This window comes from Rhizobium sp. SVR5-9E, from assembly GCF_056755095.1.
In genome coordinates, this window is the sequence record NZ_JBNDHS010000025.1 from 40,534 (window position 1) to 64,002 (window position 23,469).

Consider the following 23,469-nt stretch of genomic DNA (forward strand, 5'->3'; position numbering starts at 1 on the left):
GGCGATATGAAAACGCTCCAACTCACTGCAGCAACGATGCCGACAATGAAGAAGATCACCTTCTCGCCCATTGTATTGATCCTCGCTGCCATTCTGCTCATCGTCATCGTTCCGCCGGCCGCCTATCTGGTCGCCTCCAGTTTCTATACGACGAATTTCGACGCTTCATTTGATCAGTTCACGTTCCAGTTCTTTGCCGACCTCGTCCAGAACCCGTATTTCCTGCGTAGCCTGCTGCATACGGCGATCTATTCACTCGGCTCGGCGGTCGTCGGTATCGTGCTTGGTACCGTTCTTGCGATCATCGTGGAGCGGACCGATACGCCCGGCCGCAAATATGCCTTTCTCGGCGCCGTCATCTCGCTTGCCATTCCGCATGTGCTCTATACGGTCGCCTGGCTGCTGATCCTCGGCAAGTCGGGTCCCTTCAACCAGATCCTGAAGGCAATTTTTGGCGCCTCCGCACCGGTCTTCGACGTCTATTCCCTGCCGGGCATGATCCTCATCGAAGGCGTCGGCTTCGTGCCGCTGACATTCCTGATGATGTCGGCGATCCTGCGCTCCACGGATGCCGCCTTCGAGGAAGCATCGATGATGAGCGGCGCCGGGCCGGTCGCGACTTTCTGGAAGATCACGCTCAGAATGGGCATGCCAGGCGTACTGGCCCTATTGCTGCTGAGCTTCATCCGCGCCTTCGAATCCTTCGAAGTGCCGGCGATCGTCGGCCTGGCAGGCAACATCGAAGTTTTGACCACGAGCATCTACCAGAGCTCGCGGGCAACGACGCCGCCGAATTTCGGACAGGCAGGCGCTTATTCAGTCTGTCTCTTCGCCTTCCTCGCCTGCCTTCTCTATTTCTATGGACGGCTGTCCCGGCATGCGCACCGCTACCAGACGATTACGGGCAAGGGCTATCGGCCGCGCGTCATTCATCTCGGTCGCAGCCGGTATATCAGCACACTTTTGCTCGTCGCCATCCTGCTCCTCGTCATCGGCCTGCCGCTTGCCATCATCGTCTTCGCCTCGTTCAAGCCCTTCTTTGGCGCCTTCACGCTGGCGAGCTTTTCGCATTGGACGCTGAAAAACTACACGACCGTCGTCGGCCCGGGACTTGTGCGCTCGACCCTTATCAATACGCTGAGCCTTGGAGTCGTCACCGCAAGCATCGTCGTTCCCTTTACAGCTCTCTGCGCCTGGCTGGCGGCCCGGCGCAAGCCAGCCGCCTGGGTTCTCGACCAGCTTGCCACCGCGCCGCTGACCTTTCCCTCGATCGTCATGGGCGTCGCCTTCCTGCAAGTGTTCGTCAACCTTCCCTTTCCGTTCTACGGCACGCTAACCTCGGTCATCCTGGCATCCACCGTCGCTTACCTGCCTTATGGAATGCGTTATGCCTATGCAGGCGTATTGCAGATCCATTCGGACCTTGAGGAAGCCTCGACGGCCTCCGGCGCGCCGCAGATGCGGACCTTCATCAAGATCGTCTTCCCGCTGCTGTCCGCCTCGATGATCAGCTGCTGGCTGTTCGTTTTCCTGCTGGCCGTACGGGCGATGTCCCTGCCGTTGCTGCTGGTCGGGCCGGGAAGCTCGCTCGTCTCCGTCAGCCTGTTCGATCTCTGGCAGAACGGCCAAGTGACGGAGCTCGCCGCCATGGGCACCGTCTGGGTCGCTCTGATGACCTGCGTCAGCGGATGTTTCTATCTGGTGGCGCGCCGCTATCGCATCGTCGCCGCTTAAGCCAATTCCAGGGAGGTGGAATCATGCTCAGAGTTGCCAATCTCGTAAAGCAATACATCAACGAAACTGGGGAACGAAAAGGCGGCGTGTCGAATGTCAGCTTCGACGTCAAGGAAGGCGAGCTATTCACCCTTCTTGGCCCGTCCGGCTGCGGCAAGACGACGACGCTTCGCTCGATCGCCGGCCTCGAACATCCGGAAAGCGGGCAGATCCAGCTCGACGGCCGCGACCTCTTCGACAGCCGTTCGGACATACAGCTGCCGATGTATGAACGCGATATCGGCATGGTCTTCCAGTCCTATGCGATCTGGCCGCATATGAACGTCTTCGAAAATGCGGCCTATCCTCTGCGGACGCGTCGCAATGGCCATGTTTCGCGCGAGGACATCGAAACTCGGGTCATGCGGTCGCTCGAAATGGTCGGCCTGGCGGAATATCGCAACCGATCGGCGACGAAGCTGTCCGGTGGCCAGCAGCAGCGTCTGGCACTTGCCCGCGCACTGGTCCGCGAGCCGAAGCTCCTCCTGCTCGACGAACCGCTCAGCAATCTCGATGCGCTGCTTCGCGAACAGATGCGCGCGGAAATCAAGCGGCTACAGAGTGAATGGGGCGTGACGACAATCTACGTGACCCACGACCAGAGCGAGGCGATGGCGCTGTCCGACCGCGTCGCGGTGCTCAACAACGGCATGATCGCACAGATGGGTACGCCGTTCGACATCTATGACAGGCCACGATCGGAATTTGTCGCAAATTTCATTGGCAGGACCAACCTCCTCAGAGGCCGGCTCGCGAGCCGGGTGAGGGCAGGCGATATCGCGCCCGTCGATACGTCGATCGGTTCGATAAGGTGCATGTTTTCTTCAGGCATGCCGGCTGGCAACCAGATCTCCTTCGTCATCCGTCCGGAAAACGTTCAGCTCCATACAGCCGAAGGAGCGCCCGCAGATGCCGTGCCCAACTGCATCGACGGTTTCGTGCGCAACAAGGTCTTCCTCGGGGAGGTCGCTGAATATTCGATCGATATCAGCGGCGGTCTCAATATGATCGCCCGCACGCATCCCTCGATCAGCCTGAACCGCGGTGACAGGGTGCGCGCGTCGTTCCCGGAAAATAAGGTGATTGCGATTTGTAGCTAGATCGGACACTTCGGCCGCGGGAATATCACGCAATTCAAAGGGCCCCTCCAGCGGCCATTGTTATGTTGTTCCGCAGGCTGATGCCGCAGATACTGCTTCGCTGGCCGCCGGCGGCAACGGTCGGATGTCGTCCTGACCCCGGTCGAAGCCCATTTCGAGAGGGAGACAACTTCCATCGATCGCCGTCGCCGCTATCGTACTCGTCCGAAGGATCCATGCGGGTATTTAGCCGCCCGGCGTTTAATTCAGTCGCGAACCTTGAGAATGATCTTTCCCTTTGGGCGCGGGCGTTGGCCCTCGAGCATCTCATGCGCTGCAACGGCCTCCGAGAGGCGAAGGACCAAGCCGACGTTCTGACGGAGTTCTCCGTTATCGATCGCAGCCGCGATGTCGACGAGGTCCGCAGTGTTGACGGCGACAAGGAAGAAGAACGCCTCGACGCCGGCAGACTTTGCAAGTTCCTGATCAGGTTGAGAAACGGCCGAAACCAGCTTGCCGCCGCGCTTCAGCACACCAAAGGATCTGGTTTGAGTGTCGCCCCCAACCAGATCGATGACGGCGTCCACATTGTTGACGCTGTCCTCGAAGCGTTCCCGCTTGTAATCGACGACCTTATCGGCGCCTAGCTCCTTCACACGGTCCACATCGTCGCTGGCCGCTGTCGCTATGACATTCAGATTGGCCTTCCGGGCGAACTGCACGGCGTAGGCACCGACGCTGCCTGCTGCGCCGTGGATCAACACGCTATCGCCTGCCTTGAGCTTACCATGCTGGAACAAAGCCTGGCGTGCCGTGACGGCAATCACTGGAACGGATGCAGCCTCGACATGGTCGATTGTCGTCGGTTTCCGCGCAACCATTCCTGCCGCCGCAATGGCATATTCGGCGTAGGCACCAATGAAACGCGGATTGGTGACGCCGTAGACATCGTCGCCCGGTTTTACGCTGGTGACGTTAGGCCCGATGGCTTCGACCACGCCGGAAAGATCCGATCCTAAGGTGAGGGGCAGGGGCTGCGGCAATGCGCTCTTGCCCGATCGGATCCAGCCGTCCCAAGGGCCGACACCGGCCGCGAAGACCTTGATGAGAATCTCGTTTTGACCCGGTAAGGGTTTCTCGAGCACCTCCGCGCGGATGATCTTCGGCGGCCCGAACTCGTGCACGGTATATGCGGTCATCACCGCATCAGAAGATCTCTCGATGTTCTTGCTATCCCCGGTGGGGTTCATTTGGATGATCCCTTCTTGTCGCGATCGATGCATCGATCTTAGAGGTTGCTCATGCCGCCGTCGATGAAGAACCGCATTGGTTCGATCAGGGGGCAGTCAGGAAGATTTTAAAGTGCGCCGCTACTGACTGGCAACTGGCCTTGACGGTTTCCAATCTTTCCGAAATGCTAAGATGTCAGACCAATTCTGGGTCTGCCGGAGGAGAATGGGGGAGTATGAAGGCAAATGTCAGCGACAGGCCGTTGATCAGGCCGCTTCCGGCGATAGATCGCGCGCGCCAGGTCACCGACGCGCTCGCCCACTATGTCGAGGACGCGAAATTGCAGGCCGGCGACAAGCTGCCGGCGGAGCGCGAGCTGATGGCCGCCCTTGCTGTCGGGCGCTCGACCATTCGCGAAGCAATCCGCCACTTTCAGGCGCTTGGCGTCATCGAGACCCGCAAAGGAAGCGGCACCTATTTGCTGAAGCCCGTTTCGGCGGCAACCATCCACGTGCCGCTTTCCTTCGAGGGTGCCAATCTGCGCGATGCCTTGCTGCAGACGCTGGAGGTTCGGCGCGGGATCGAATGCGAGGCCGCCATGGTCGCGGCCCGCAAGCGGACGGCGAGAGACCTCATCGTTATCGAGGAAAAACTCGGGGAGATGGAGCGCGTTCATCACGCGAAAGGCGCCTCTGGTCCGGAAGATCTTGCTTTCCACATGGCCGTATATGACGCCACGCATAACCCGCTGTTCGGACAGCTACTGGAACAGATGCGTGAAACCTTCATGCGCTTCTGGAGCCACCCGTTCGACCGGCAGGATTTTGCCCGCCGGTCCTTCCCGTTTCACCGCACGCTTTTCAACGCCATCGCTGCCCAGGACACTGAAGCGGCGCGGCGCGAAACATTAAAGATCCTCGACGTTGTCGAGGAAGACATCAAGGAAATGTCCAGATGACTGACGGCCTCGAACCGTTCGAACTCGCTTCGCTGATCACCGCGCATGACGAAGGCAACTTCGCCGAAGCGGTGGTTCCGCCAATTTTTCAGACATCGCTTTTCACCTTCTCCGATTACGACGACATGATCGCCTCCTATCGCGGCGAAAAGGTACGGCCGATCTATACGCGCGGGCTCAATCCGACGGTGCGCATGTTCGAGGAGATGCTGGCAAAGCTCGAAGGTGCGGAAGACGCGCTCGGCTTTGCAAGCGGCATGGCCGCGATCTCGTCCGCCGTCTTGAGCTTCGTCGAGCCGGGCGACCGGATCGTCGCGGTCAAGCACGTCTATCCCGATGCCTTCCGCCTGTTCGGCACGATCCTGAAGCGGATGAAGGTCGAGGTGACCTATGTCGACGGCCGTGACGAGGAGGCGGTGGCCAGAGCGCTGCCGGGTGCCAAGGTCTTCTATATGGAGAGCCCGACGAGCTGGGTGATGGAAGCCCATGATGTCGGCGCGCTTGCGGCGCTTGCGAAGCGGCATGGTGTCGTTACCATGATCGACAACAGTTGGGCGAGCCCCTTCTTCCAGCGCCCCGTCACGCTGGGCGTCGATCTCGTCATTCATTCGGCATCGAAATATCTCGGCGGTCACAGCGACGTCGTCGCCGGAGTGGTTGCGGGCTCGAAAGAGATGATCGCCCGGGTCAAGGCGGAGGCCTATCCTTATCTCGGCGGCAAGCTTTCGCCTTTCGATGCATGGCTTCTGATCCGCGGGCTGCGTACCCTTCCGATCCGCATGAAGGCGCATGAGGCAGCGGCGATGACGATTGCTCAGCGCCTGCAGGCGCTGGATGTGGTGGAGCAGGTCTGCCATCCGGGCCTAACCAACCGTCTGCCCGCAGGTCTCAACGGCACGTCGGGCCTTTTCTCCTTCATATTCCGCGAAGGCGTTGACGTACGCACCTTCGCCGATCACCTCAAGCTCTTCAAACTGGGCGTGAGCTGGGGTGGACATGAAAGCCTGATCGTACCGGGCGAGGTTGTGCTTCAGCAGAAAGCGCAGCCGAATTCCGCGCATGCCTTCGGCATCAATCCGCGGTCCGTACGCCTCCATGTGGGCCTCGAAGGAACCGAGGCGCTGTGGAGGGACATCGAAGAGGCGATTGCCGCCGCTTCATAATCTTCAACCGAGAGGAACACCAAAAAGGGGAACCGAGCATGAAAAGACTGATAACCGCAACCCTCTTCGCCACGATGATGGCGGGCACCGCCTTTGCCGATACGACACTCAAGCTCGTCGAGGTGATCACCAGCCCGGAGCGAACCGAGACGCTGAAGTCGATCGTCGGCAAGTTCGAGGCGGCAAATCCCGGTACGAAGGTCGAGATCATTTCACTGCCGTGGAACGAAGCTTTTCAGAAATTCGCGACGATGGTTTCGGCCGGCGACGTGCCGGACGTGATGGAAATGCCCGACACCTGGTTGTCGCTCTACGGCAACAACGGCATGCTCGAGAGTCTCGAGCCTTATCTGGAAAAGTGGGAGCACACGAAGGAACTGACGCCGCGGGCGCTTGAACTCGGCCGTGACGTGAAGAACACCGCCTACATGCTGCCGTACGGCTTCTATCTGCGCGCCATGTTCTACAACAAGAAGCTTCTGCAGGAGGCTGGCGTTGCCGAACCGCCGAAGACGCTGGAAGAATTCACCAAGGCTTCCGAGGCTGTCTCCAAGATCCCTGGCAAATACGGCTACTGCCTGCGCGGCGGCCCGGGCGGTCTGAACGGCTGGATGATTTTCGCCGCGTCGATGGCTGGCGACAACAAGTACTTCAAGGATGACGGCACCTCGACCATGAACAGCGAAGGCTGGGCGAAGGGCATCGAGTGGATGGTCGACCTCTACAAGAAGGGTTATGCGCCGAAGGACAGCGTCAACTGGGGCTTCAACGAAGTGGTTGCCGGCTTCTATTCCGGCACCTGCGCCTTCCTTGATCAGGATCCGGATGCGCTGATCGCCATTGCCGACCGCATGAAGAAGGAAGACTTCGGCGTAGCACCGCTGCCGAAGGGACCGGACGGCAAGTCCTTCCCGACCATCGGTTACGGCGGCTGGTCGATGTTCACGACGAGCCAGAACAAGGACCTTTCCTGGAAGCTGATCGCCACGCTCGAAGGCCCGGAAGGCAACCTCGAGTGGAACAAGAAAATTGGCGCTCTGCCCGCCTATACGGCTGCGGAGAAGGATCCCTTCTATGCAGGGGATCAGTTTAAGGGCTGGTTCCAGGAACTCGCCGACAAGAACACAGTTCCGACGGTGATGCCGACCTACCTCGAAGAATTCGCCTTCTTCAAGGATTCGCTGGCGATCAAGACCTCGCAGCAGGCGCTGCTCGGCGACATCTCGCCGAAGGATCTTGCCGACCAGTGGGCCGATTACCTGACGAAGGCGCAGCAGAAGTTCCTGGCCAAGAAGTAGGCGGAAACGGGGGCTTCAGAGACTGCAGCCCCCTCATCCCCGGTGCAACTTGTTGCACCTGACCTGCCTACACCTTCTCCCCGCTGGGGAGAAGGGACTCGCGGTGACTACGGCAATTTCCCTCTTCTCCCCAGCGGGGAGAAGGTGGCCCGAAGGGTCGGATGAGGGGGTTGCACTGCGCCGAGCAATCTAGAACTAAACACGAAAGCCGCTCACCGATGACTATGACCGCCGAAACGCTGGATGGGCGTCACGACCGCAGGCCGTGGCTGAAGCGCCTTGCCGATGCCTCGGAACCCTATCTCTACAGCGCCCCCTCGCTGATCCTGATCATCGCGGTGATGCTTGTGCCGTTGGTGGTGGGGATTTCCTATGCGTTTCGCGATATCCAGCTCCTGAACCCGTTTTCCGGCGGGTTCATCGGGCTTGAGCATTTCCGCGTGCTTTCGAAGGACGCGGCCTTTTACGGCGCTCTCAGGAATACGCTCTGGTGGACCGGGGCCTCGGTCATCCTGCAGTTCGTCTTCGGACTCATCCTGGCGCTGCTGCTTGACAAGCCGTTCTGGGGCAGGGGCATCGTGCAGGCGCTGGTTTTCCTGCCCTGGGCGGTCCCCTCCTTCCTTGCCGGCCTCAACTGGGCGTGGCTCTTTAATCCGGTGATCGGGCCGATCCCGCACTGGCTCTTCGGCCTTGGCCTGATGAGCGAGCCGGGCAATATCCTCTCCGATCCGCAGTATGCAATGTGGGGCCCGATCATCGCCAATGTCTGGTGGGGCATCCCGTTCTTCGCGATCACGCTGCTCGCCGCCCTTCAGGCGATCCCGCGCGATCTCTACGAGGCCGCCTCGATCGATGGAGCCGGCTGGTTCCAGCGCTTCAGCTCGATCACGCTCCCGTTTCTGGCGCCAACGATTGCCATCACCGTGTTGCTGCGCACCGTCTGGGTTTCAAATTTCGCCGACCTGATCGTCGTCATGACAGGCGGCGGACCGGCGGACAGGACGCAGATCGTCGCCAGCTACATCTTCACCCAGGCGTTCAGAGCGCTCGATTTCGGTTACGCCTCGGCTATCGCTCTGGTGCTGCTCGCGCTGCTGCTCGCCTATTCAATGCTGATCATCCTGCTGCGGCAGACCCTGCTGAAGGATTGAGGCCATGAGACGATCCATCATTCCGACCATTGCGCATCGGCTGGCGCTCCTCTGCTACATCGCCTTCGCGCTCTTTCCACTCTTCTGGCTGCTGAAAGTCTCGGTGACGCCGAACGATCTGCTCTACACCGAAGGTGTGCGGATGTGGCCCTCGCGTACGACATGGGACCATTATGCTTTCGTGCTTCAGCACAGCGCATTCCCGACCTTCTTCAAGAACAGCCTGATCGTGTCGGCCTCGACCGCGATCGCGGTGACGTTCTGCGCCTCGCTTTCCGGTTACGCGCTGTCGCGCTTCAATTTCCGGGCGAAATACTGGATCGTGGCACTGATGCTGCTGACGCAGATGTTTCCGCTGGTCATGCTCGTTGCCCCGATCTTCAAGATCCTCTCGCCCCTGCACCTGACGAACAGCCTGACCGGCCTCGTCGTCGTTTATACGGCCTTCAACGTGCCCTTCGCGACCTTTCTGATGCAGTCCTTCTTCGACGGCATTCCGAAGGATCTGGAAGAGGCGGCGATGATCGACGGAGCGACACAATTCACTGCCTTCCGGCAGATCATCCTGCCGCTGACGCTGCCCGGGATTGCGGCGACACTCGGTTTCGTTTTCACGGCGGCATGGAGCGAACTGCTCTTCGCGCTCATGCTGATCAACGGAAATGACGCAGCAACCTTCCCGGTGGGGCTGCTCACCTTCGTTTCGAAATTCTCCGTGGATTTCGGGCAGATGATGGCAGCTGGCTGCTTGGCGCTCATTCCCGCCGGCCTCTTCTTCCTGCTCATCCAACGGTATCTCGTCCAGGGCCTGACGGCCGGCGCGGTCAAAGGGTAATCACATGGCATCGATCGATATCAGGAACATCAAGAAAGCTTACGGCCATGTGCAGGTGCTGCATGATGTCGACCTGCGCATCAAGGACGGCGAGTTCGTGGTTCTCGTCGGCCCATCGGGCTGCGGGAAATCGACGTTGCTGCGCATGATTGCGGGACTGGAGGACGTCACCGGTGGTGAAATCCGCATTGCCGGCAACCGGGTCAACGAGTTGCACCCGAAGGATCGCGACATCGCCATGGTGTTCCAGTCCTACGCGCTCTATCCGCATATGAATGTCGCCGGCAACATGAGCTACAGCCTGAAGCTTCGGAAGACGGCGAAGGAAAAGATCGCAAGCGCCGTCGCGAATGCGGCCTCGAAGCTCGGTCTCGATCCATTGCTCGAACGCCGGCCGAAAGCGCTATCGGGCGGCCAGCGCCAGCGTGTCGCGATGGGCCGAGCGATTGTGCGCCAGCCGAAGGCGTTCCTTTTCGACGAACCGCTCTCGAACCTCGATGCCCGCCTGCGCGAACAGATGCGCGCGGAAATCAAAAAACTGCACGGCGACCTGAAAGCGACTTCGATTTACGTCACCCACGACCAGATCGAAGCGATGACGCTGGCAGACCGGATTGTCGCGATGCATGGCGGCGTGGTCCAGCAGGTCGGCAGCCCTCTGGAGCTTTATGATCGCCCCGCCAATCTGTTCGTCGCCGGCTTTATCGGTTCCCCGGGCATGAACTTCCTCGACGCGACCTATGAGAACGGCGGCGTGAAGCTGAAGGACGGCACGGTGGTCCCGCTTACCGCGCCCTTGTCTGTCGCCAATGGATCAAAGGTGACGCTCGGCATCCGGCCGGAACATGTGGTCATGTCTTCGAATGGCACTGGCATGAGCGCCGATGTCGAACTCGTCGAACCAACAGGCTTCGGCATCATCCTGCATCTTTCGTTGCATGGTCTGCCGTTCAAGGTCTTCACGCTGAACCGCGAGGCACTGACCGCCGGGCCGCAAGTCAGTGTTTCCTTCCCGGCCCAGAACCTGCATGTGTTCGATGGCGAAGGGAACAGGGCCGGGTGATTTCATCAGGAAGCGTCGGTGATCCGCAGTTCGCCCGTGCTAAACTTGCTTGCTGAGCCGAGGTGATTTCATGACCGCGACCGACCGCCAGGCGCATTGGGAAAATGTTTACACCACCAAGGCAGCGACCGAGGTGAGTTGGTATGAGGCCACCCCCGAGCTGTCGCTCGCCCTGATGCGCGAGGCCGGGCTGACGCCGGAAATGTCGGTCATCGACATCGGCGGCGGCGCGTCGCGGCTGGTTGATGCTCTGGAGGCCGTCGGGCAGGCTCACGTGAGCGTCCTCGACCTCTCCGCCGCAGCCCTCGAAACGGCAAAGTCGCGGCTGGCGGACGCCGAACGGGTGCAGTGGATCGTCTCGGATGTGACCGCCTGGACGCCCGACCGCCAGTATGATTTCTGGCATGACCGCGCCGCCTTTCACTTCCTGACGTCGCAGCCGGATCAGCGCGCCTATGTTCGTGTGCTGTCTCAGGCCCTCAAAGAAGGCGGCAAGGCCGTGATTGGCACCTTTGCGCTCGACGGCCCGGAGAAGTGCAGCGGCTTGCCGGTTGCCCGTCACGATGCCGAAAGCCTTCAGGCGGTCCTCGGCAGACAGTTCAAGCTCATCAGGACGCAGCAGCACGAACACATAACCCCATGGGGGGCGGTGCAGAAGTTTCAGTTCAGCACGTTCGAGAAGGTTGCTAACGCGGACTTGCTTGCGTAGGGCCAGGGTCAAGACCGCCGCTTACCGGATCAGCGGTCCGTCCGCCTTTTTCCAGGCGTCGATGCCGCCTTCGATGTGACAGGCGCCCGTCAAGCCGGCGTCCTGGGCGGCCTGCACGGCCATCGCCGAGCGCTCGCCGAAGGCGCAGTAAAAGACGATCCGCTTGCCGGTCGCGGCTGCCAGTTCGTGCAGCATGCCGCCGAGGCTGATGTTTTCCTGTAAATCCGGATAGGGGGCGTGAATCGAGCCGGGGATAGTTCCGTGTTTTTCCCGTTCTGCCCTCTCGCGGAGGTCGATGATTGCAATGTCGGAGCGGCCGTGTAGTGCCAGCGCCTCGGTTGCGGAAACCGCCCAGCCTCTTCGCGCGATCTCGTCCTGATGAAGGCCGATATGAACGTTGGCCGGCACAGCCACATCCATCATCTTCGGGTTGGGAAGGTGCAGGTTGTTCATGAGGTTGACATACTCGTCCACGGAGCTGACCCGCAGGCGCGGATTGAAGAGCTTCTCCTCGCCGATGGTGGAAACGGTGTCGCCCTTGTAGTCGTGCGCCGGATAGACGAGCGTTTCGTCCGGCAATTTGAGGAGCTTGTTGAAGATGGAGTCATATTGCTGGCGCGGGTTGCCATTCTGGAAATCCGTGCGGCCCGTTCCGCGAATGAGCAGCGTGTCGCCTGTGAACACGCGGCCATTCATGAGAAAAGAATAGGAATCGTCCGTATGGCCTGGCGTATAGAGCACATCGAGGCTCAGTCCCTCGATCGCGACTCTGTCGCCCTCGGCCACGCGCATGGAAACGACATCGGCAGCCGTCTGCTCGCCCATCACGGTGATGCAGTGGGTGCGGTCACGCAGCGCACCCAACCCGGTAATATGGTCGGCGTGCAAATGGGTGTCCACGGCTTTGACCAGTTTGAGATCAAGCTCCTCGACGAGCTTGAGGTAACGGTCGACCTTCTCGAGTACGGGATCGATGATGAGCGCCTCACCGCCCTGCCGGCTGGCGATGAGGTAGGTGTAGGTGCCGGACACGCTGTCGAAGAGCTGGCGGAAGATCATCGGCACCTCCCTTTCACAAATTGTTTCGCGGGTTCCCGGATGTCCTTATCAGCTTTCCGGCTGCGGAACGATCCGGATATAGGGCTTCGGCGCGTTCCATCCGTTAGGATATATCGTTCTGGCTTCGTCGTCGCTCACCGAACCGGCGATGATCACGTCCTCGCCCTGCTTCCAGTTCACCGGAGTCGCGACCCGGTGCTTGGCGGTCAGCTGCAGCGAGTCGATCACACGCAGGACTTCATCGAAATTACGGCCGGTCGTCATCGGATAGACGAGGATCAACTTGATCTTCTTGTCCGGGCCAACGACTAAGACGTTGCGCACGGTCTGATTGTCGGCCGGGGTGCGCTGGGTTGGATCGCCAGAGACCGCTGCAGGCAGCATGCCATAGAGCTTCGACACATTATAATCTGTGTCGGCGATCATCGGGAAGTTCGGGGCGATGCCCTGTGTCTCCTTGATGTCGTCAGCCCAGCCGGAATGACGGTCGAGAGGATCAACCGACAGGCCGATGATCTTTACCCCACGCCTGTCGAATTCGGGCTTGATCTTCGCCATGTAGCCCAGCTCTGTGGTGCACACCGGCGTGAAATCCTTGGGGTGCGAAAACAGGACTGCCCAGGAATTGCCGATCCAGTCGTGAAACCGGATCCTGCCTTCCGTCGTTGCTGCCTCAAAATCGGGTGCGGTATCGTTGATTGCGAGAGACATAGCCCCCTCCCACCTGGCATCTGGTTGCCAAAACGTTGCCTTGTACGTTTATTCTACATTTTACTAATTTAGGCAACGCGAAATCAATGGCGCAAGCTCCGCTCCCGAACGCTTCCTCAATGATGCTTGCACTTCCAGCCAGTTACCCTTCAGGCGTGCGTCACGCGCTCCTGAACAGCTTCCAGCGGGTCGGACGGAACGCGATCCGGTTGCGGTCGAGACTGTCGACCTGCGCGGGCGGCAGTTCCAGCTCGATCGAAGGATGTCCCTTGCCGATGTCGACCTCGATATGCCGGGTTCCGGCCACGCGGCGGCTGGAGACCAGCAGGCCGGCAATGCAGCCGCCGCAGCCGTCGCGCAGTTCGATATCGTGCGGGCGGAAATAGAGTTGCGCATCGCCCTCCGGCTCGTTTCCAGTCTTCAGGCCAAGCGGGCGATCTTCAAACCAGATATCGCCCCCGGCGACGCGCACTTTCAGACAGTTCGACTGACCGACGAAACCGAAGACGAAGGGCGAATTCGGATTGTCGTAGACCTGGTCCGGCGTGCCGACCTGTTCGATCGCGCCCTGGCTCATGACGACGACACGGTCGGCAAGCTCCATCGCCTCGTCCTGGTCGTGCGTGACGAAGACCGTTGTATGGCCGGTGCGGTCATGGATTTCGCGAAGCCACTTACGGAGATCCTTGCGGACTTGGGCATCCAGCGCCCCGAAGGGTTCGTCGAGAAGCAGCACGTTGGGCTCGACCGCCAGGGCGCGAGCGAGCGCGACGCGCTGGCGCTGGCCGCCTGAGAGCTGGGCCGGGTAGCGTTTCTCGAGGCCGGAAAGCTGCACGAGGTCGAGCAGTTCCAGCGCGCGGCTGCGGATCTCGGCCTTCGATGGGCGGCGTGCGGCATCGCGCACCTTAAGTCCGAAACCAATGTTGTCGAGAACCGTCATGTAGCGGAAGAGGGCGTAGTGCTGGAACACGAAGCCGATATTGCGCTGCTGCACGGTCTTCTTCGAAGCATCTTCGTCGCCGAAGTAGATCAGACCTTCGGTCGGGCTTTCGAGGCCGGCGATCAGGCGCAGCAATGTCGTCTTGCCGGAACCGGATGGCCCGAGCAGTGCGATCAGTTCGCCGGAGCGGATATTCAATGAAACATCATGCAACGCCGGAAAGCGGTCGAATTCCTTGCGCAAGTTTTGGACGCGAACTTCCATTCTATTTCCTTCAGTGCCGCCGGCTGGCGGAGATTTCCGCGCTGTATCGCAGTTCGAGCAGCGTCTTCAAAACAAGGGTCACAAGGGCAAGCAAGGTAAGCAAAGCCGCAACGGCAAAGGCGCCGGTGAAATTATACTCGTTGTAGAGAATTTCCACTTGCAGCGGCATGGTATTCGTCTGGCCGCGGATATGCCCGGATACAACGGAAACGGCACCGAATTCGCCCATGGCGCGGGCGTTGCAGAGCAGAACGCCGTAGAGCAGCCCCCATTTGATATTCGGCAGCGTGACATGCCAGAAGGTCTGCCAGCCGCTGGCACCCAGCGAAAGGGCCGCCTCCTCATCCGCCGTACCCTGTTCCTGCATCAGCGGGATCAGCTCTCGTGCGACGAACGGGAATGTGACGAACATGGTGGCAAGGACCAGCCCCGGCACAGCGAAAAGGATCTTGATTCCGTTGGCATCGAGCCACTTTCCGAGATAGGCGTTGGCGCCGAAAAGCAGCACGAAGACGAGGCCCGAAATAACCGGTGAAACGGAAAAGGGCAGGTCAATCAACGTCGTCAAGAAGGCTTTGCCCTTGAACTCGAACTTGGCAATCGCCCAGGCTGCAGTCACCCCGAAGATGAGGTTCAACGGCACGCTGATCCCGGCGACGATGAGTGTCAGCCAGATGGCGGAGAGTGTTTCGGCATCTTGCAGCGCCTCGAAGAACGCACTCCCGCCCTTACGGAAGGCCTCGACGAAGACAGCAGCCAGCGGCAGCAACAGCATGAGCAGCAGGAAGACCAGGGACAGGGCGATGAGCATCCAGCGGGCGAGCCTGGTTTCGGTGATAACCGAGCGCACCTTGGCCGAGCGAGCGATTGTGTCAAATGCCATGACCATACCTCCGCCGGCTCCAGCTCTGGATGAGATTGATGACAAGCAGCATGCTGAACGAGATGATCAGCATCACCGCTGCGATGCCGGTCGCTGCTGCATAATTGTATTCCTCCAGCTTAATGACGATCAGCAGCGGCGCGATTTCCGATTTGAACGGCAGGTTGCCGGCGATGAAAATAACCGAGCCGTATTCGCCGACGCCGCGGGCGAAAGCCAGCGAGAAACCCGTCAGCGCGGCAGGCGCGAGACCGGGAAGCAGGACGCGAAAGATCGTCTGGAAGCGGTTGGCTCCGAGGGTCGCGGCGGCTTCTTCCACCTCCTTGTCGATCTCTTCCATCACCGGCTGCACGGTGCGCACGACAAAGGGCAACCCGACAAAGACAAGAGCGACGACGATACCAGCCGGTGTAAAGGCAATCTTGACGCCGAGCGGCGTCAGAAACTGGCCGACCCAGCCGTTCGGGGCATAGAGCGTCGTCAAAGCAATGCCGGCGACGGCGGTCGGAAGGGCGAAAGGCAGGTCGACCATTGCATCGATCAGGCGCTTGCCGGGAAAGCGATAGCGCACGAGTACCCAGGCAAGGATGACGCCGAAAACTGCATTGATGCAGGCCGCGACAAAGGCGGCGCCGAAGCTGATGCGAAGTGCGTTCAGCGTGCGCGGGTCAAAAGCGATCGACAGGAACTTTTCCCAGCCCAGTTCGCTCGAACGCCAGGCGAGGCCCGAGAGCGGGATGAGGATCAGAAGGGTGAGCCAGGTCAAGCTAAGGCCGAGCGTTATTCCAAAGCCTGGAATGACGCTCGGCTTTCTGAACCGCCACCACGTGGGGCTATGTGCTCTCATGCGATATTATTGGGCCGGCTTGTAGATTTGGTCAAACACGCCGCCATCCGCGAAGAATTTCGGCTGCGCTTCTTTCCAGCCGCCGAAGTCATCGATGGTTGCAAGCTTCAGGTCCTTAAAGCGGGCAATGTCCGCCTTGTCGGCTGCTTCGGGCTTGGTCGGGCGATAGAAATGCTTGGCAGCGATTTTCTGCCCTTCGTCCGAGTAGAGATAGTTGAGATAGGCTTCGGCAACCTTGCGCGTGCCCTTCTTGTCGGCGTTGGCGTCGACGACTGCGACCGGCGGATCGGCACGGATGGAAAAGGAGGGCGTGACGATTTCGAACTGGTCCGGACCGAGTTCCTCCAGCGAGAGATAGGCTTCGTTTTCCCAGGCGAGTAGAACATCGCCCAGACCGCGCTGCACGAAGGTCGTCGTGGCGCCGCGAGCGCCGGTGTCGAGAACCGGAACATGCTGCAGGAGTTTCGATACGTAGTCCTGGGCCTTGGCGTCATCACCGCCGTTTGCCTGCTTGGCCCACGCCCAGGCAGCGAGGAAGTTCCAGCGTGCGCCACCCGAGGTCTTCGGGTTCGGCGTGATCACCTGAACGTCATCCTTGATCAGGTCGCCCCAATCTTTGATGCCCTTGGGGTTGCCCTTGCGAACGAGGAAAACGATAGTGGAGGTGTACGGCGTCGAGTTATTTGGGAACTTGGTCTTCCAGTCGGCGGGGATCTTTCCCGTAGCCTTGGCGATGGCGTCGATGTCGCCCTCGAGCGCCAGCGTCACCACATCGGCCTCAAGGCCATCGATGACCGATCGGGCCTGTGCGCCGGAGCCGCCATGCGAAGTCTGGATCGTAAGGGTTTCGCCGGTGTCCTTCTGCCACTTGGCGGCAAACGCGGCGTTGAAATCCTTGTAGAGTTCACGCGTAGGGTCATAGGACACGTTGAGAAGCGTCTGATCGGCCAGAGCCGGGGCGGCGGCGCCGATTGCGACGCTTCCTGCAAAGACCGCGGCCGCGAGGAGCCGGGTAATCCGAATTGACTGCATGGGAACCTCCTTCGTTTCTGCGGAAACTCTATCAACTTAGTCGTATAATGAAACGAAAGTTCTTCCGGTTCCAGAAGGGCCGCTAGAATGCCATGCCATTTGAAGGGCAAATCTGAAATGGACTTCCCGTACCCACGGTTGCCAAGCTAACCACCGGGAAGTCGCGGCGGTCTCAGTTCGAATCCGTCAAGGGGTCGGTTTCGTCGTTGAACGTTGAATGATTTTTGGCAGGCAATAGACGACCCCGTCCTCACCGATCCGGTGAGGACTAGTCGAACAGAAAGCGTCCTGCGGCCTGTGTTGATGCAGGTTAATATAGTGGACCATCCGGCCCACCATTTCGCTGAGCGGCTGTTCGAACGTGGTCAGCTGATAGGGCAGCCAGGAAGAAGCCGCGAGATTGTCGAAGCCGAGGAGCGACAGGTCGGCAGGAATGCCTGTCTGGCCGCGCACGCCATCCATGAAGCCGAGGGCCAAAGCATCATCGGTCGCAAAGACGGCATCCGGCCTTTCATGATGGCGAAGCCCATGAAATGCCGCGGCGCATTCCTTGCCGGCTTCCATCGTCATCGCTTCATTGTGCCAGATGACCGCGGATTCGCCACGTGAACGGATGGCCTCGACGAAGCCCTGCGTACGGAGCGCGCTTGCCCAGTTACTCTGCGGCCCGCTTAGAACAAGGAATTTTCGCCGGCCTTCTTCAATCAGGAGCGAAGCTGCCATGGCGCCGCCGTGCTGATTGTCGGTCGCCACGGAAAAGGCATCGGGATGGTTGGCGGGGCGGTTGAGGGTTGCCAGAAACTGGCCACCGGAGATAATCGCCTCGGCCCGGCGCGCCCGAATATCACCCGCCATGACAATGACGCCGCGCGTCCGCCATTCCATCGTTTCGCCAAGCAGACGGTCGACGTCATCATCGTTCTCGGCGTAGAAGAGCAGCGGCTTTAGATGCCATGCCTGGATGGATTTCAGCAGATGGGAGAGGACCTGGGCTCTCCAGTCGAAATTCAATCGCGCCGTGACGACGGCGACAAGCGGCGCGTCTCCGGTGACCACGCTGCGGGCCAGCGCATTCGGATGCCAGCCAATGTCTTCGGCTACTTTCAGAATCCTGGCACGCGTTTCGGGCGATATGCGGCCTTTTCCGGAGAATGCCCGGCTGACAAGAGCCTGTGACACGTTCGCCGCCCTGGCGACGTCGTGAGAGGTGACAGAGTTGGATTCTTTGTTTTTATTCTGAACCATTGCTTTGCACCCCGGCAGTTATTCCCGTCACCATTCATTGCTGCCGGCAGTCGTCCGCATAACTCTCATTCCCGACAAAGCCGCCGGGCGAGAATCGTCTCATAACGCGTAGAGTACCATGGTTGTAGAGGGATGTCGTGACAACCGTGTCACGACATCCCGTCAGCAACTTAGATCAGCTCGATTTGCACCATCAGGCACTCGTGATCCGAGGAGGGCGTCCCGTCCGCCTTCAGCGCCGGGATGACGGCCGGAAGAGATGCCTTCAGACCGCGACTGAAGAACCAGTCGATCTTGCCGAGCACGCGTTCGGCCGGATCGTCCGGCCGCTCGGTCGGTGCACCCGGAACATTGCATCGCGTCCAGTCATATCCTCGCTGGGCCATCAGCGCGAACAGCGGCTCGTACGGCTCGACATCCACGCGCCGCCGGGGATCGGCGGCAAGCGCTGCCGCAAGCTCCAATGCGGTCTCCCGCCGGGAGAACGCCGACGTGTTGAAATCGCCGCCGATCAGAACCGGGGCACCCGGGTCATAGCGGTCGATGACATCAAGAAGATGTCCAGCCTGAGCGGCTCGATGCTCCGGGTCGGAATGGCTTTCGAAATGCGCCGCAACCAGAGTCACTTTGGTGCCGTCGAGTTCGATCTGCCCGCCGATCGCCATCCGGCCCCCGACACGCGGTTCCTCCCGCTCCCAGCCGAACCATTTCCCTTCGGCCTCCAGCCTGACCAGGAACGGCCGGCTCAGGGTCAGATCGGTGACGATGCCGTTGCCGTGAAAGCCGAGAAGGTTGGTCTCATGCGCGTGCGTGACCCGTTCTTCCGGGTCGCCGCGATCGAGCTCGATGAATTCGATGCCGTAAGCGTAGCCATGACCAAATCGACCCGCGAGCTCCGCGATCCGATGGCTGTTGCCTGATCGCGCCATGCCCTTGTCGATTTCGGTCAGCAGCATGACGTCCGGAGCGAGCTGCGCCAGGGTATCGCCGATTGCTTGAAGATGGCGCAGCCGCTCCACGTTCCAGCTTGCCACCCTGAGCGAGCCGCGCGCACCCGTGCGCTGCGGCGCATTCCCGCCGATTTCGATCTGGCGCAATGCCGGAATGGAATCGAAAGCGGCGGCAAAGGTTGCGGCATCGGTGGGGCCATCGCGGAGGCGCTCGCGCTCATCGAGAGGAACCACAGCCAGCTCGGACACCTGTTCGCCCGCAGGAAAGGCGATCCATTCGCTCATTTCGCGACACCTGCCGCCTTGAGCTTTGCCAGGAAACCGACATCGTCACCGGAAATGGTATCGACCACGCCGTCTGCGACATAGGACGGAATCGGTGCAAGCAGATCGACGCCGAGCGCCTTGTAGCGGTCGTAGTAGGCCGGCCGCTGCAGGTGGAACCGCACGGCGACGCCGGCCTTGTGCAGGGCGACCCCGTCCTCCGGCCTGAACATCTGATGCTCGATCGAAAGGGAGTCGAGACGCGCTGCTTTCGCGACGCCGACGAAGTCGGCATGGCGGGCATGGGTGATGCCTTCGGTGCGAACGCCGGGCAGGGCATCCTTCATATCCCGCAGGAAAGCGTGGTCGAAGGAGATCATGACGAGATGGTCGGAGCCAGCAGTCTCGGCGAGAACCGCGCCGAGGCGCCGGACGAACCGGTCCGTCTGGCGGGCTTCCTTGACCTCGACTACGAGACCGAAATCATAAGTCTTCGCAAATTCAATCGCTTCGGCAAGCGTCGGGATACGTTCGCCGGAAAAGCGGCCGTCCAACCAGCTGCCGGCGTCCAGCTTCCGGATGTCGGTGAGGCTTTTGGCGGAGACCAGACCGGTACCGTTGGTGGTGCGGTCGAGCGTCTGGTCGTGCATCAGAACAATCTCGCCATCTTCCGTCAGCACGCAGTCGATCTCTGCTGAATCGCCACCGTGCTCGCGGGTGGCGACGAAAGCGGCGATCGTGTTTTCCGGCGCGCCGATCGAGTGGCCGCGATGGCCGCAGACATGAACGTCGGCAGCGTTCTGCGCGAGAAGTTTGAACATTGAATTCTCCTGTATGTGAAGGGATCAGAGTTTGCCCATGCCGGCGGCGAGCGCGCTTTCGTTGCGCAATGCACGTTCGGCAAGCATAAAAATGACGACGGTGGGGGCGAGCAGGATGAAGGTCACCACGGCCGCGTTCGGAAAGATCAGCACCTTGCCGCCGAGGACCGCCCAGAGCTTTACGGTCAATGTCTCGACCTGCGGGGCGCCGACGATGAAGGTCTTCTCGAACTCCTCAAAGCTCGAAATGAAGGATAGAAGGCCGCCGGCGACGAAGCCCGGCCAGGTGAGCGGCACGACGATTCGAAGCGCAACCTTGAGCGGGCTCGCGCCCAGTGTACGGGCAGCATGTATGAGATCCATCGGCAGGTTCTCCAGGGTCGCCGCCAGGATTCGGATCATGAAGGGAAGCGTGCCGATGGTTTGCGCAAGGATGACGCCGGGGATGGTATAGGCGAGGCCGATGCGGAAGAAGACAAAGCCGATGCCGATCCCGACGACCAGGCCGGGAACGATCAGCGGCGCCAGCACGAACATCTCGACCGCGCGCTTCGCCTTGAAGGGGATCTTCGCGAGCGCGAAGGCGGTCGGGAGGGCAAGGATGGCCGAGAGGATCATGACCACGGCCGATATCGAAAGGCTCGTGAGGATGCTCGCAATCAGGCTGCGGTCCTGAGTGATCGCCTGCCAATGCACGAGGGACAGACCGCGCGGCAGGATATCGGGCGCAAACCATCCGCCCTTCGGATCGACCAGCGACCACAGGAGTGCGACGACCAGCGGTGCCAGCAGCGTCAGGGCGAGAGCGGTATAGAGGCCGACAGACAACCACCATCCCTCTGGGACTCGACTGCGCCTGATAGCTGCCCGATCCAGGCGTGACGGAAGTGAAACGGCAATCGTCATCGGGTCTCTCCGCTGATGCCGGTGCGCATACCGGACGTGATGCGATAATAGATGACCAGCACGAGGCATGCGACGATCGAGAGCATGATGCCCATCGCCGATGCACTCGCCCAGTCGTTCTTCTCCAATGCGTTCTGGTACATCCAGATCGACAGGGGCTTGGGATATATCGGCCCGAGCAGGGAAGGCACGGCGAAAGCCCCGGTCGTTCCAACGAAGACAAGCAGCGTGGCAGCTGTGATCCCCGGCAGCGCGAGCGGCAGCTCGACGCGGCAGAAGACGGTGAAGCGATTGCCGCCGAGCGTGCGCACGGCATGTTTCAGATCGTGTGGGATCGCGGCAACCGAGCCGCCGATGATCAGCGTCATGAAGGGGATCGATTTCCAGGCCGTGGCGATGATCACCCCCAGCGCCCAGGGGTCGCGCACCAGCTTCGGCAGCTGCAGGTTAAGGGGCTGCAGCAGCCGCGGGATCTCCCCGCCGCGGTCGAACAGCGTCATGACGATGAAAGCGGCCACGATTGCCGGTACGACGAGCGGTATCTTGTAAAGCGTCTGGAACAGCCGCTTGCCTGGAAAACTCTCCTGCAGGAGGACGGCGAGCGGCACGGAGATGACGAGGCTGACCAGCGTCGGTGCGACAGAAATATAGATCGAGAACAGCAAACCGTCTCGATAGACGCTGTCGGTGAATAGCGACCGGTAGTGCTCCAGTGTGAAGCCGTTGCTGTCCCCGAGGGCGCCGAGACCGACGCTTGCCAGAAACGCGAGGGCAAGTGGCAGCCCAAAGAAAAGAACAAGAAATCCGACACCGGGCAAAAGCAGCAGCAGAAGGGCAGCCATGCGGTTCATTCCTTCACCTCCGTCACGAGAGCACGTGCAGATCGTCGGGGAGGCCGATGGCGACGCGCGTCCCGACCGGAAGGATTTTCGCGCCGCGCCCGCTCGCCCGTGCCCGCATCGTTAACCCGCCGACATCGAGCTTGTGTTCGATATCCGCGCCGAGGAAGGTTACGTCGGTCACGACCGCGGGGCCTATGCCCGCCGCTTGGATGGAGATGTCTTCCGGTCGGATCGAGAGGTCGAGCCGGCCGGTCTGGCCGTTCCATCCGGCCTGCTCCTCGCCCCACGGGAAATGGATGGTGCCGTCCGAGGCCGTAGCGGCGAGAATATTTGTCTGGCCGAGAAATTCGGCGGTGAAACGCCGCCTGGGCGTCTGGTAGAGGTCGCGTGGCCCACCTTCCTCGACAATGCGCCCGCCGTTCATGACGACGACGCGATCGGCAAGGGCGAGCGCCTCGGATTGGTCATGCGTGACATAGATCGTCGTGATGCCAAGGCGACGCTGCAGATTTCGGATATCCTCACGCAGGTGCTCGCGCAATTTGGCGTCGAGGTTGGAAAGGGGCTCGTCGAGGAGCAGGACATCCGGTTCGGTAACCAGTGCCCGAGCTAGGGCGACGCGCTGCTGCTGACCGCCGGAAAGCTGGCGCGGATGACGCTTGGCGAGTTTTGCAAGATCGACCATGTCGAGAACGGTCGCGACGCGCCGGCGCATCTCGTCGCGCGGAACGCGGCGCATCTGGAGTCCGAAGGCGATATTGGCTTCGACTGTCATATGCGGAAAGAGTGCGTAGGACTGGAAAACCAGGCCGATATTGCGATGTTCGGGCGGCAGGCCATCGACGCGCCGGTTCCCTATCGCGATCTCGCCGCTGTCAGGTTCCGCGATGCCGGCAATCATCCGCATCACTGTCGTTTTGCCGCACCCCGAAGGCCCGAGAAGGGCAACGAATTCGCCCTCGGCGACATCGAGGGAGAAATTGTCGACCGCCAGCGTGGCGTTGAATCTCTTATGGAGGTTGGCGAGGACAACATGCGCCATGATCTGCAGCTCCAAGGATGAAGAAGGATGGAAGGGCCGCGGTCGGCGGCCCTTCCCTGAGGTTTCGAAGAGAATCAGCTGCCCTGCAGGATGGTCTCGACAAAACGCTTGGCGGCGGCGTCGGAGATCGTGCCGACGATGCGCGGGCGCGCATAGTTCAGATACTGTTCCTGCGGCACGAGGCGGTTGGTCACGTCCGACGTCAGGGCCTTGTCGATATCGAGCTTCGTACGGGCCGAGCGTGATCCGTTGACGGTGAGCTTGTAGAGCTGGATCTCGTCCGACATCAGGAAGTCGAGGAAGAGAAGGCCGCCGGCGACGTGGGTTGCGCCAGACGGCATCATGGCGCCATCGCCGTCGCCGACTTCGCCATCGGTGAGGAGGCGGGCCTTGACGGTCGGCGG

Annotated in this window: 23 protein-coding genes; 9 read left to right on the forward strand and 14 right to left on the reverse strand. The window is 60.7% G+C overall.

The features are described 5' to 3' along the window. Positions 1-45: 45 nt before the first annotated feature. Positions 46-1,734, forward strand: a complete 1,689-nt coding sequence (locus tag ACPYOJ_RS14190; protein ID WP_481416818.1) for an ABC transporter permease — start codon at positions 46-48, stop codon at positions 1,732-1,734. A gap of 23 nt (positions 1,735-1,757) precedes the next feature. Further along, positions 1,758-2,873, forward strand: a complete 1,116-nt coding sequence (locus tag ACPYOJ_RS14195; RefSeq protein ID WP_481416819.1) for an ABC transporter ATP-binding protein — start codon at positions 1,758-1,760, stop codon at positions 2,871-2,873. A gap of 245 nt (positions 2,874-3,118) precedes the next feature. Here the strand turns inward: ACPYOJ_RS14195 and ACPYOJ_RS14200 are convergent, their stop codons facing one another. Further along, on the reverse strand, positions 3,119-4,051 hold the full coding sequence (locus ACPYOJ_RS14200) for an NADP-dependent oxidoreductase (RefSeq protein ID WP_481416820.1): 933 nt from the start codon (positions 4,049-4,051) through the stop codon (positions 3,119-3,121). Between the two features lie 266 nt (positions 4,052-4,317). Between ACPYOJ_RS14200 and ACPYOJ_RS14205 the strand changes: the two genes are divergently transcribed. The 7 genes from ACPYOJ_RS14205 (at position 4,318) to ACPYOJ_RS14235 (ending at position 11,259) form a co-directional block, all read left to right on the forward strand. Next, positions 4,318-5,040, forward strand: coding sequence for a FadR/GntR family transcriptional regulator (locus ACPYOJ_RS14205; RefSeq protein ID WP_481416821.1), 723 nt, complete (start codon positions 4,318-4,320; stop codon positions 5,038-5,040). Further along, a complete protein-coding gene (locus ACPYOJ_RS14210; protein ID WP_481416822.1) occupies positions 5,037-6,203 on the forward strand; it encodes a PLP-dependent transferase in 1,167 nt (388 codons plus the stop codon). The genes ACPYOJ_RS14205 and ACPYOJ_RS14210 overlap by 4 nt, the downstream gene beginning before the upstream one ends. A 38-nt stretch (positions 6,204-6,241) precedes the next feature. After that, a complete protein-coding gene (locus ACPYOJ_RS14215) occupies positions 6,242-7,501 on the forward strand; it encodes an ABC transporter substrate-binding protein (protein ID WP_481416823.1) in 1,260 nt (419 codons plus the stop codon). 218 nt (positions 7,502-7,719) lie between these two features. Beyond that, positions 7,720-8,652: a carbohydrate ABC transporter permease gene (locus tag ACPYOJ_RS14220; protein WP_481416824.1), complete on the forward strand. Its 933-nt coding sequence runs from the start codon at positions 7,720-7,722 to the stop codon at positions 8,650-8,652. Between the two features lie 4 nt (positions 8,653-8,656). Further along, positions 8,657-9,487, forward strand: coding sequence for a carbohydrate ABC transporter permease (locus tag ACPYOJ_RS14225; RefSeq protein ID WP_168832149.1), 831 nt, complete (start codon positions 8,657-8,659; stop codon positions 9,485-9,487). Between the two features lie 4 nt (positions 9,488-9,491). Then, positions 9,492-10,550 carry an ABC transporter ATP-binding protein gene (locus ACPYOJ_RS14230; RefSeq protein WP_481416825.1) on the forward strand — a complete coding sequence of 353 codons (1,059 nt, stop codon included), beginning with the start codon at positions 9,492-9,494 and terminating at the stop codon, positions 10,548-10,550. Positions 10,551-10,620: 70 nt separating this feature from the next. Further along, positions 10,621-11,259 (forward strand): class I SAM-dependent methyltransferase, encoded by a 639-nt coding sequence (locus ACPYOJ_RS14235; protein ID WP_481416826.1) that lies wholly within the window; start codon positions 10,621-10,623, stop codon positions 11,257-11,259. A 21-nt stretch (positions 11,260-11,280) separates the two neighbouring features. On the opposite strand, the gene ACPYOJ_RS14240 is transcribed toward ACPYOJ_RS14235, so the two are convergent. The 13 genes from ACPYOJ_RS14240 to ACPYOJ_RS14300 form a co-directional block, all read right to left on the reverse strand. Next, positions 11,281-12,318, reverse strand: a complete 1,038-nt coding sequence (locus tag ACPYOJ_RS14240) for an MBL fold metallo-hydrolase (RefSeq protein ID WP_481416827.1) — start codon at positions 12,316-12,318, stop codon at positions 11,281-11,283. Positions 12,319-12,366: 48 nt separating this feature from the next. Then, a complete protein-coding gene (locus ACPYOJ_RS14245; protein ID WP_481416828.1) occupies positions 12,367-13,029 on the reverse strand; it encodes a peroxiredoxin in 663 nt (220 codons plus the stop codon). A gap of 160 nt (positions 13,030-13,189) precedes the next feature. Beyond that, positions 13,190-14,233 carry a sulfate/molybdate ABC transporter ATP-binding protein gene (locus ACPYOJ_RS14250; RefSeq protein WP_481416829.1) on the reverse strand — a complete coding sequence of 348 codons (1,044 nt, stop codon included), beginning with the start codon at positions 14,231-14,233 and terminating at the stop codon, positions 13,190-13,192. A gap of 10 nt (positions 14,234-14,243) precedes the next feature. Beyond that, positions 14,244-15,116 (reverse strand): sulfate ABC transporter permease subunit CysW, encoded by an 873-nt coding sequence (gene cysW, locus ACPYOJ_RS14255; protein ID WP_481416830.1) that lies wholly within the window; start codon positions 15,114-15,116, stop codon positions 14,244-14,246. Continuing rightward, positions 15,106-15,963: a sulfate ABC transporter permease subunit CysT gene (cysT, locus tag ACPYOJ_RS14260; RefSeq protein ID WP_481416831.1), complete on the reverse strand. Its 858-nt coding sequence runs from the start codon at positions 15,961-15,963 to the stop codon at positions 15,106-15,108. The genes cysW and cysT overlap by 11 nt, the downstream gene beginning before the upstream one ends. A gap of 6 nt (positions 15,964-15,969) precedes the next feature. After that, a complete protein-coding gene (locus ACPYOJ_RS14265; protein ID WP_481416832.1) occupies positions 15,970-16,995 on the reverse strand; it encodes a sulfate ABC transporter substrate-binding protein in 1,026 nt (341 codons plus the stop codon). A gap of 186 nt (positions 16,996-17,181) precedes the next feature. Next, on the reverse strand, positions 17,182-18,240 hold the full coding sequence (locus ACPYOJ_RS14270) for a LacI family DNA-binding transcriptional regulator (RefSeq protein WP_481416833.1): 1,059 nt from the start codon (positions 18,238-18,240) through the stop codon (positions 17,182-17,184). A gap of 170 nt (positions 18,241-18,410) precedes the next feature. Further along, the gene (locus tag ACPYOJ_RS14275) at positions 18,411-19,475 is read right to left on the reverse strand and encodes an endonuclease/exonuclease/phosphatase family protein (protein WP_481416834.1); all 1,065 of its coding nucleotides are present in this window, start codon (positions 19,473-19,475) and stop codon (positions 18,411-18,413) included. After that, entirely contained in the window at positions 19,472-20,275 is an 804-nt protein-coding gene (locus ACPYOJ_RS14280; protein WP_481416835.1) for a glycerophosphodiester phosphodiesterase, read from the reverse strand. The genes ACPYOJ_RS14275 and ACPYOJ_RS14280 overlap by 4 nt, the downstream gene beginning before the upstream one ends. Before the next feature lie 24 nt (positions 20,276-20,299). Continuing rightward, positions 20,300-21,103, reverse strand: a complete 804-nt coding sequence (locus tag ACPYOJ_RS14285) for an ABC transporter permease (protein WP_481416836.1) — start codon at positions 21,101-21,103, stop codon at positions 20,300-20,302. 74 nt (positions 21,104-21,177) lie between these two features. Further along, a complete protein-coding gene (locus ACPYOJ_RS14290; protein WP_481416837.1) occupies positions 21,178-22,032 on the reverse strand; it encodes an ABC transporter permease in 855 nt (284 codons plus the stop codon). 13 nt (positions 22,033-22,045) lie between these two features. Then, entirely contained in the window at positions 22,046-23,065 is a 1,020-nt protein-coding gene (locus tag ACPYOJ_RS14295; RefSeq protein ID WP_481416838.1) for an ABC transporter ATP-binding protein, read from the reverse strand. Positions 23,066-23,139: 74 nt separating this feature from the next. Continuing rightward, a partial coding sequence (locus tag ACPYOJ_RS14300; protein ID WP_481416839.1) for a hypothetical protein occupies positions 23,140-23,469 on the reverse strand: 330 nt, incomplete at its 5' end.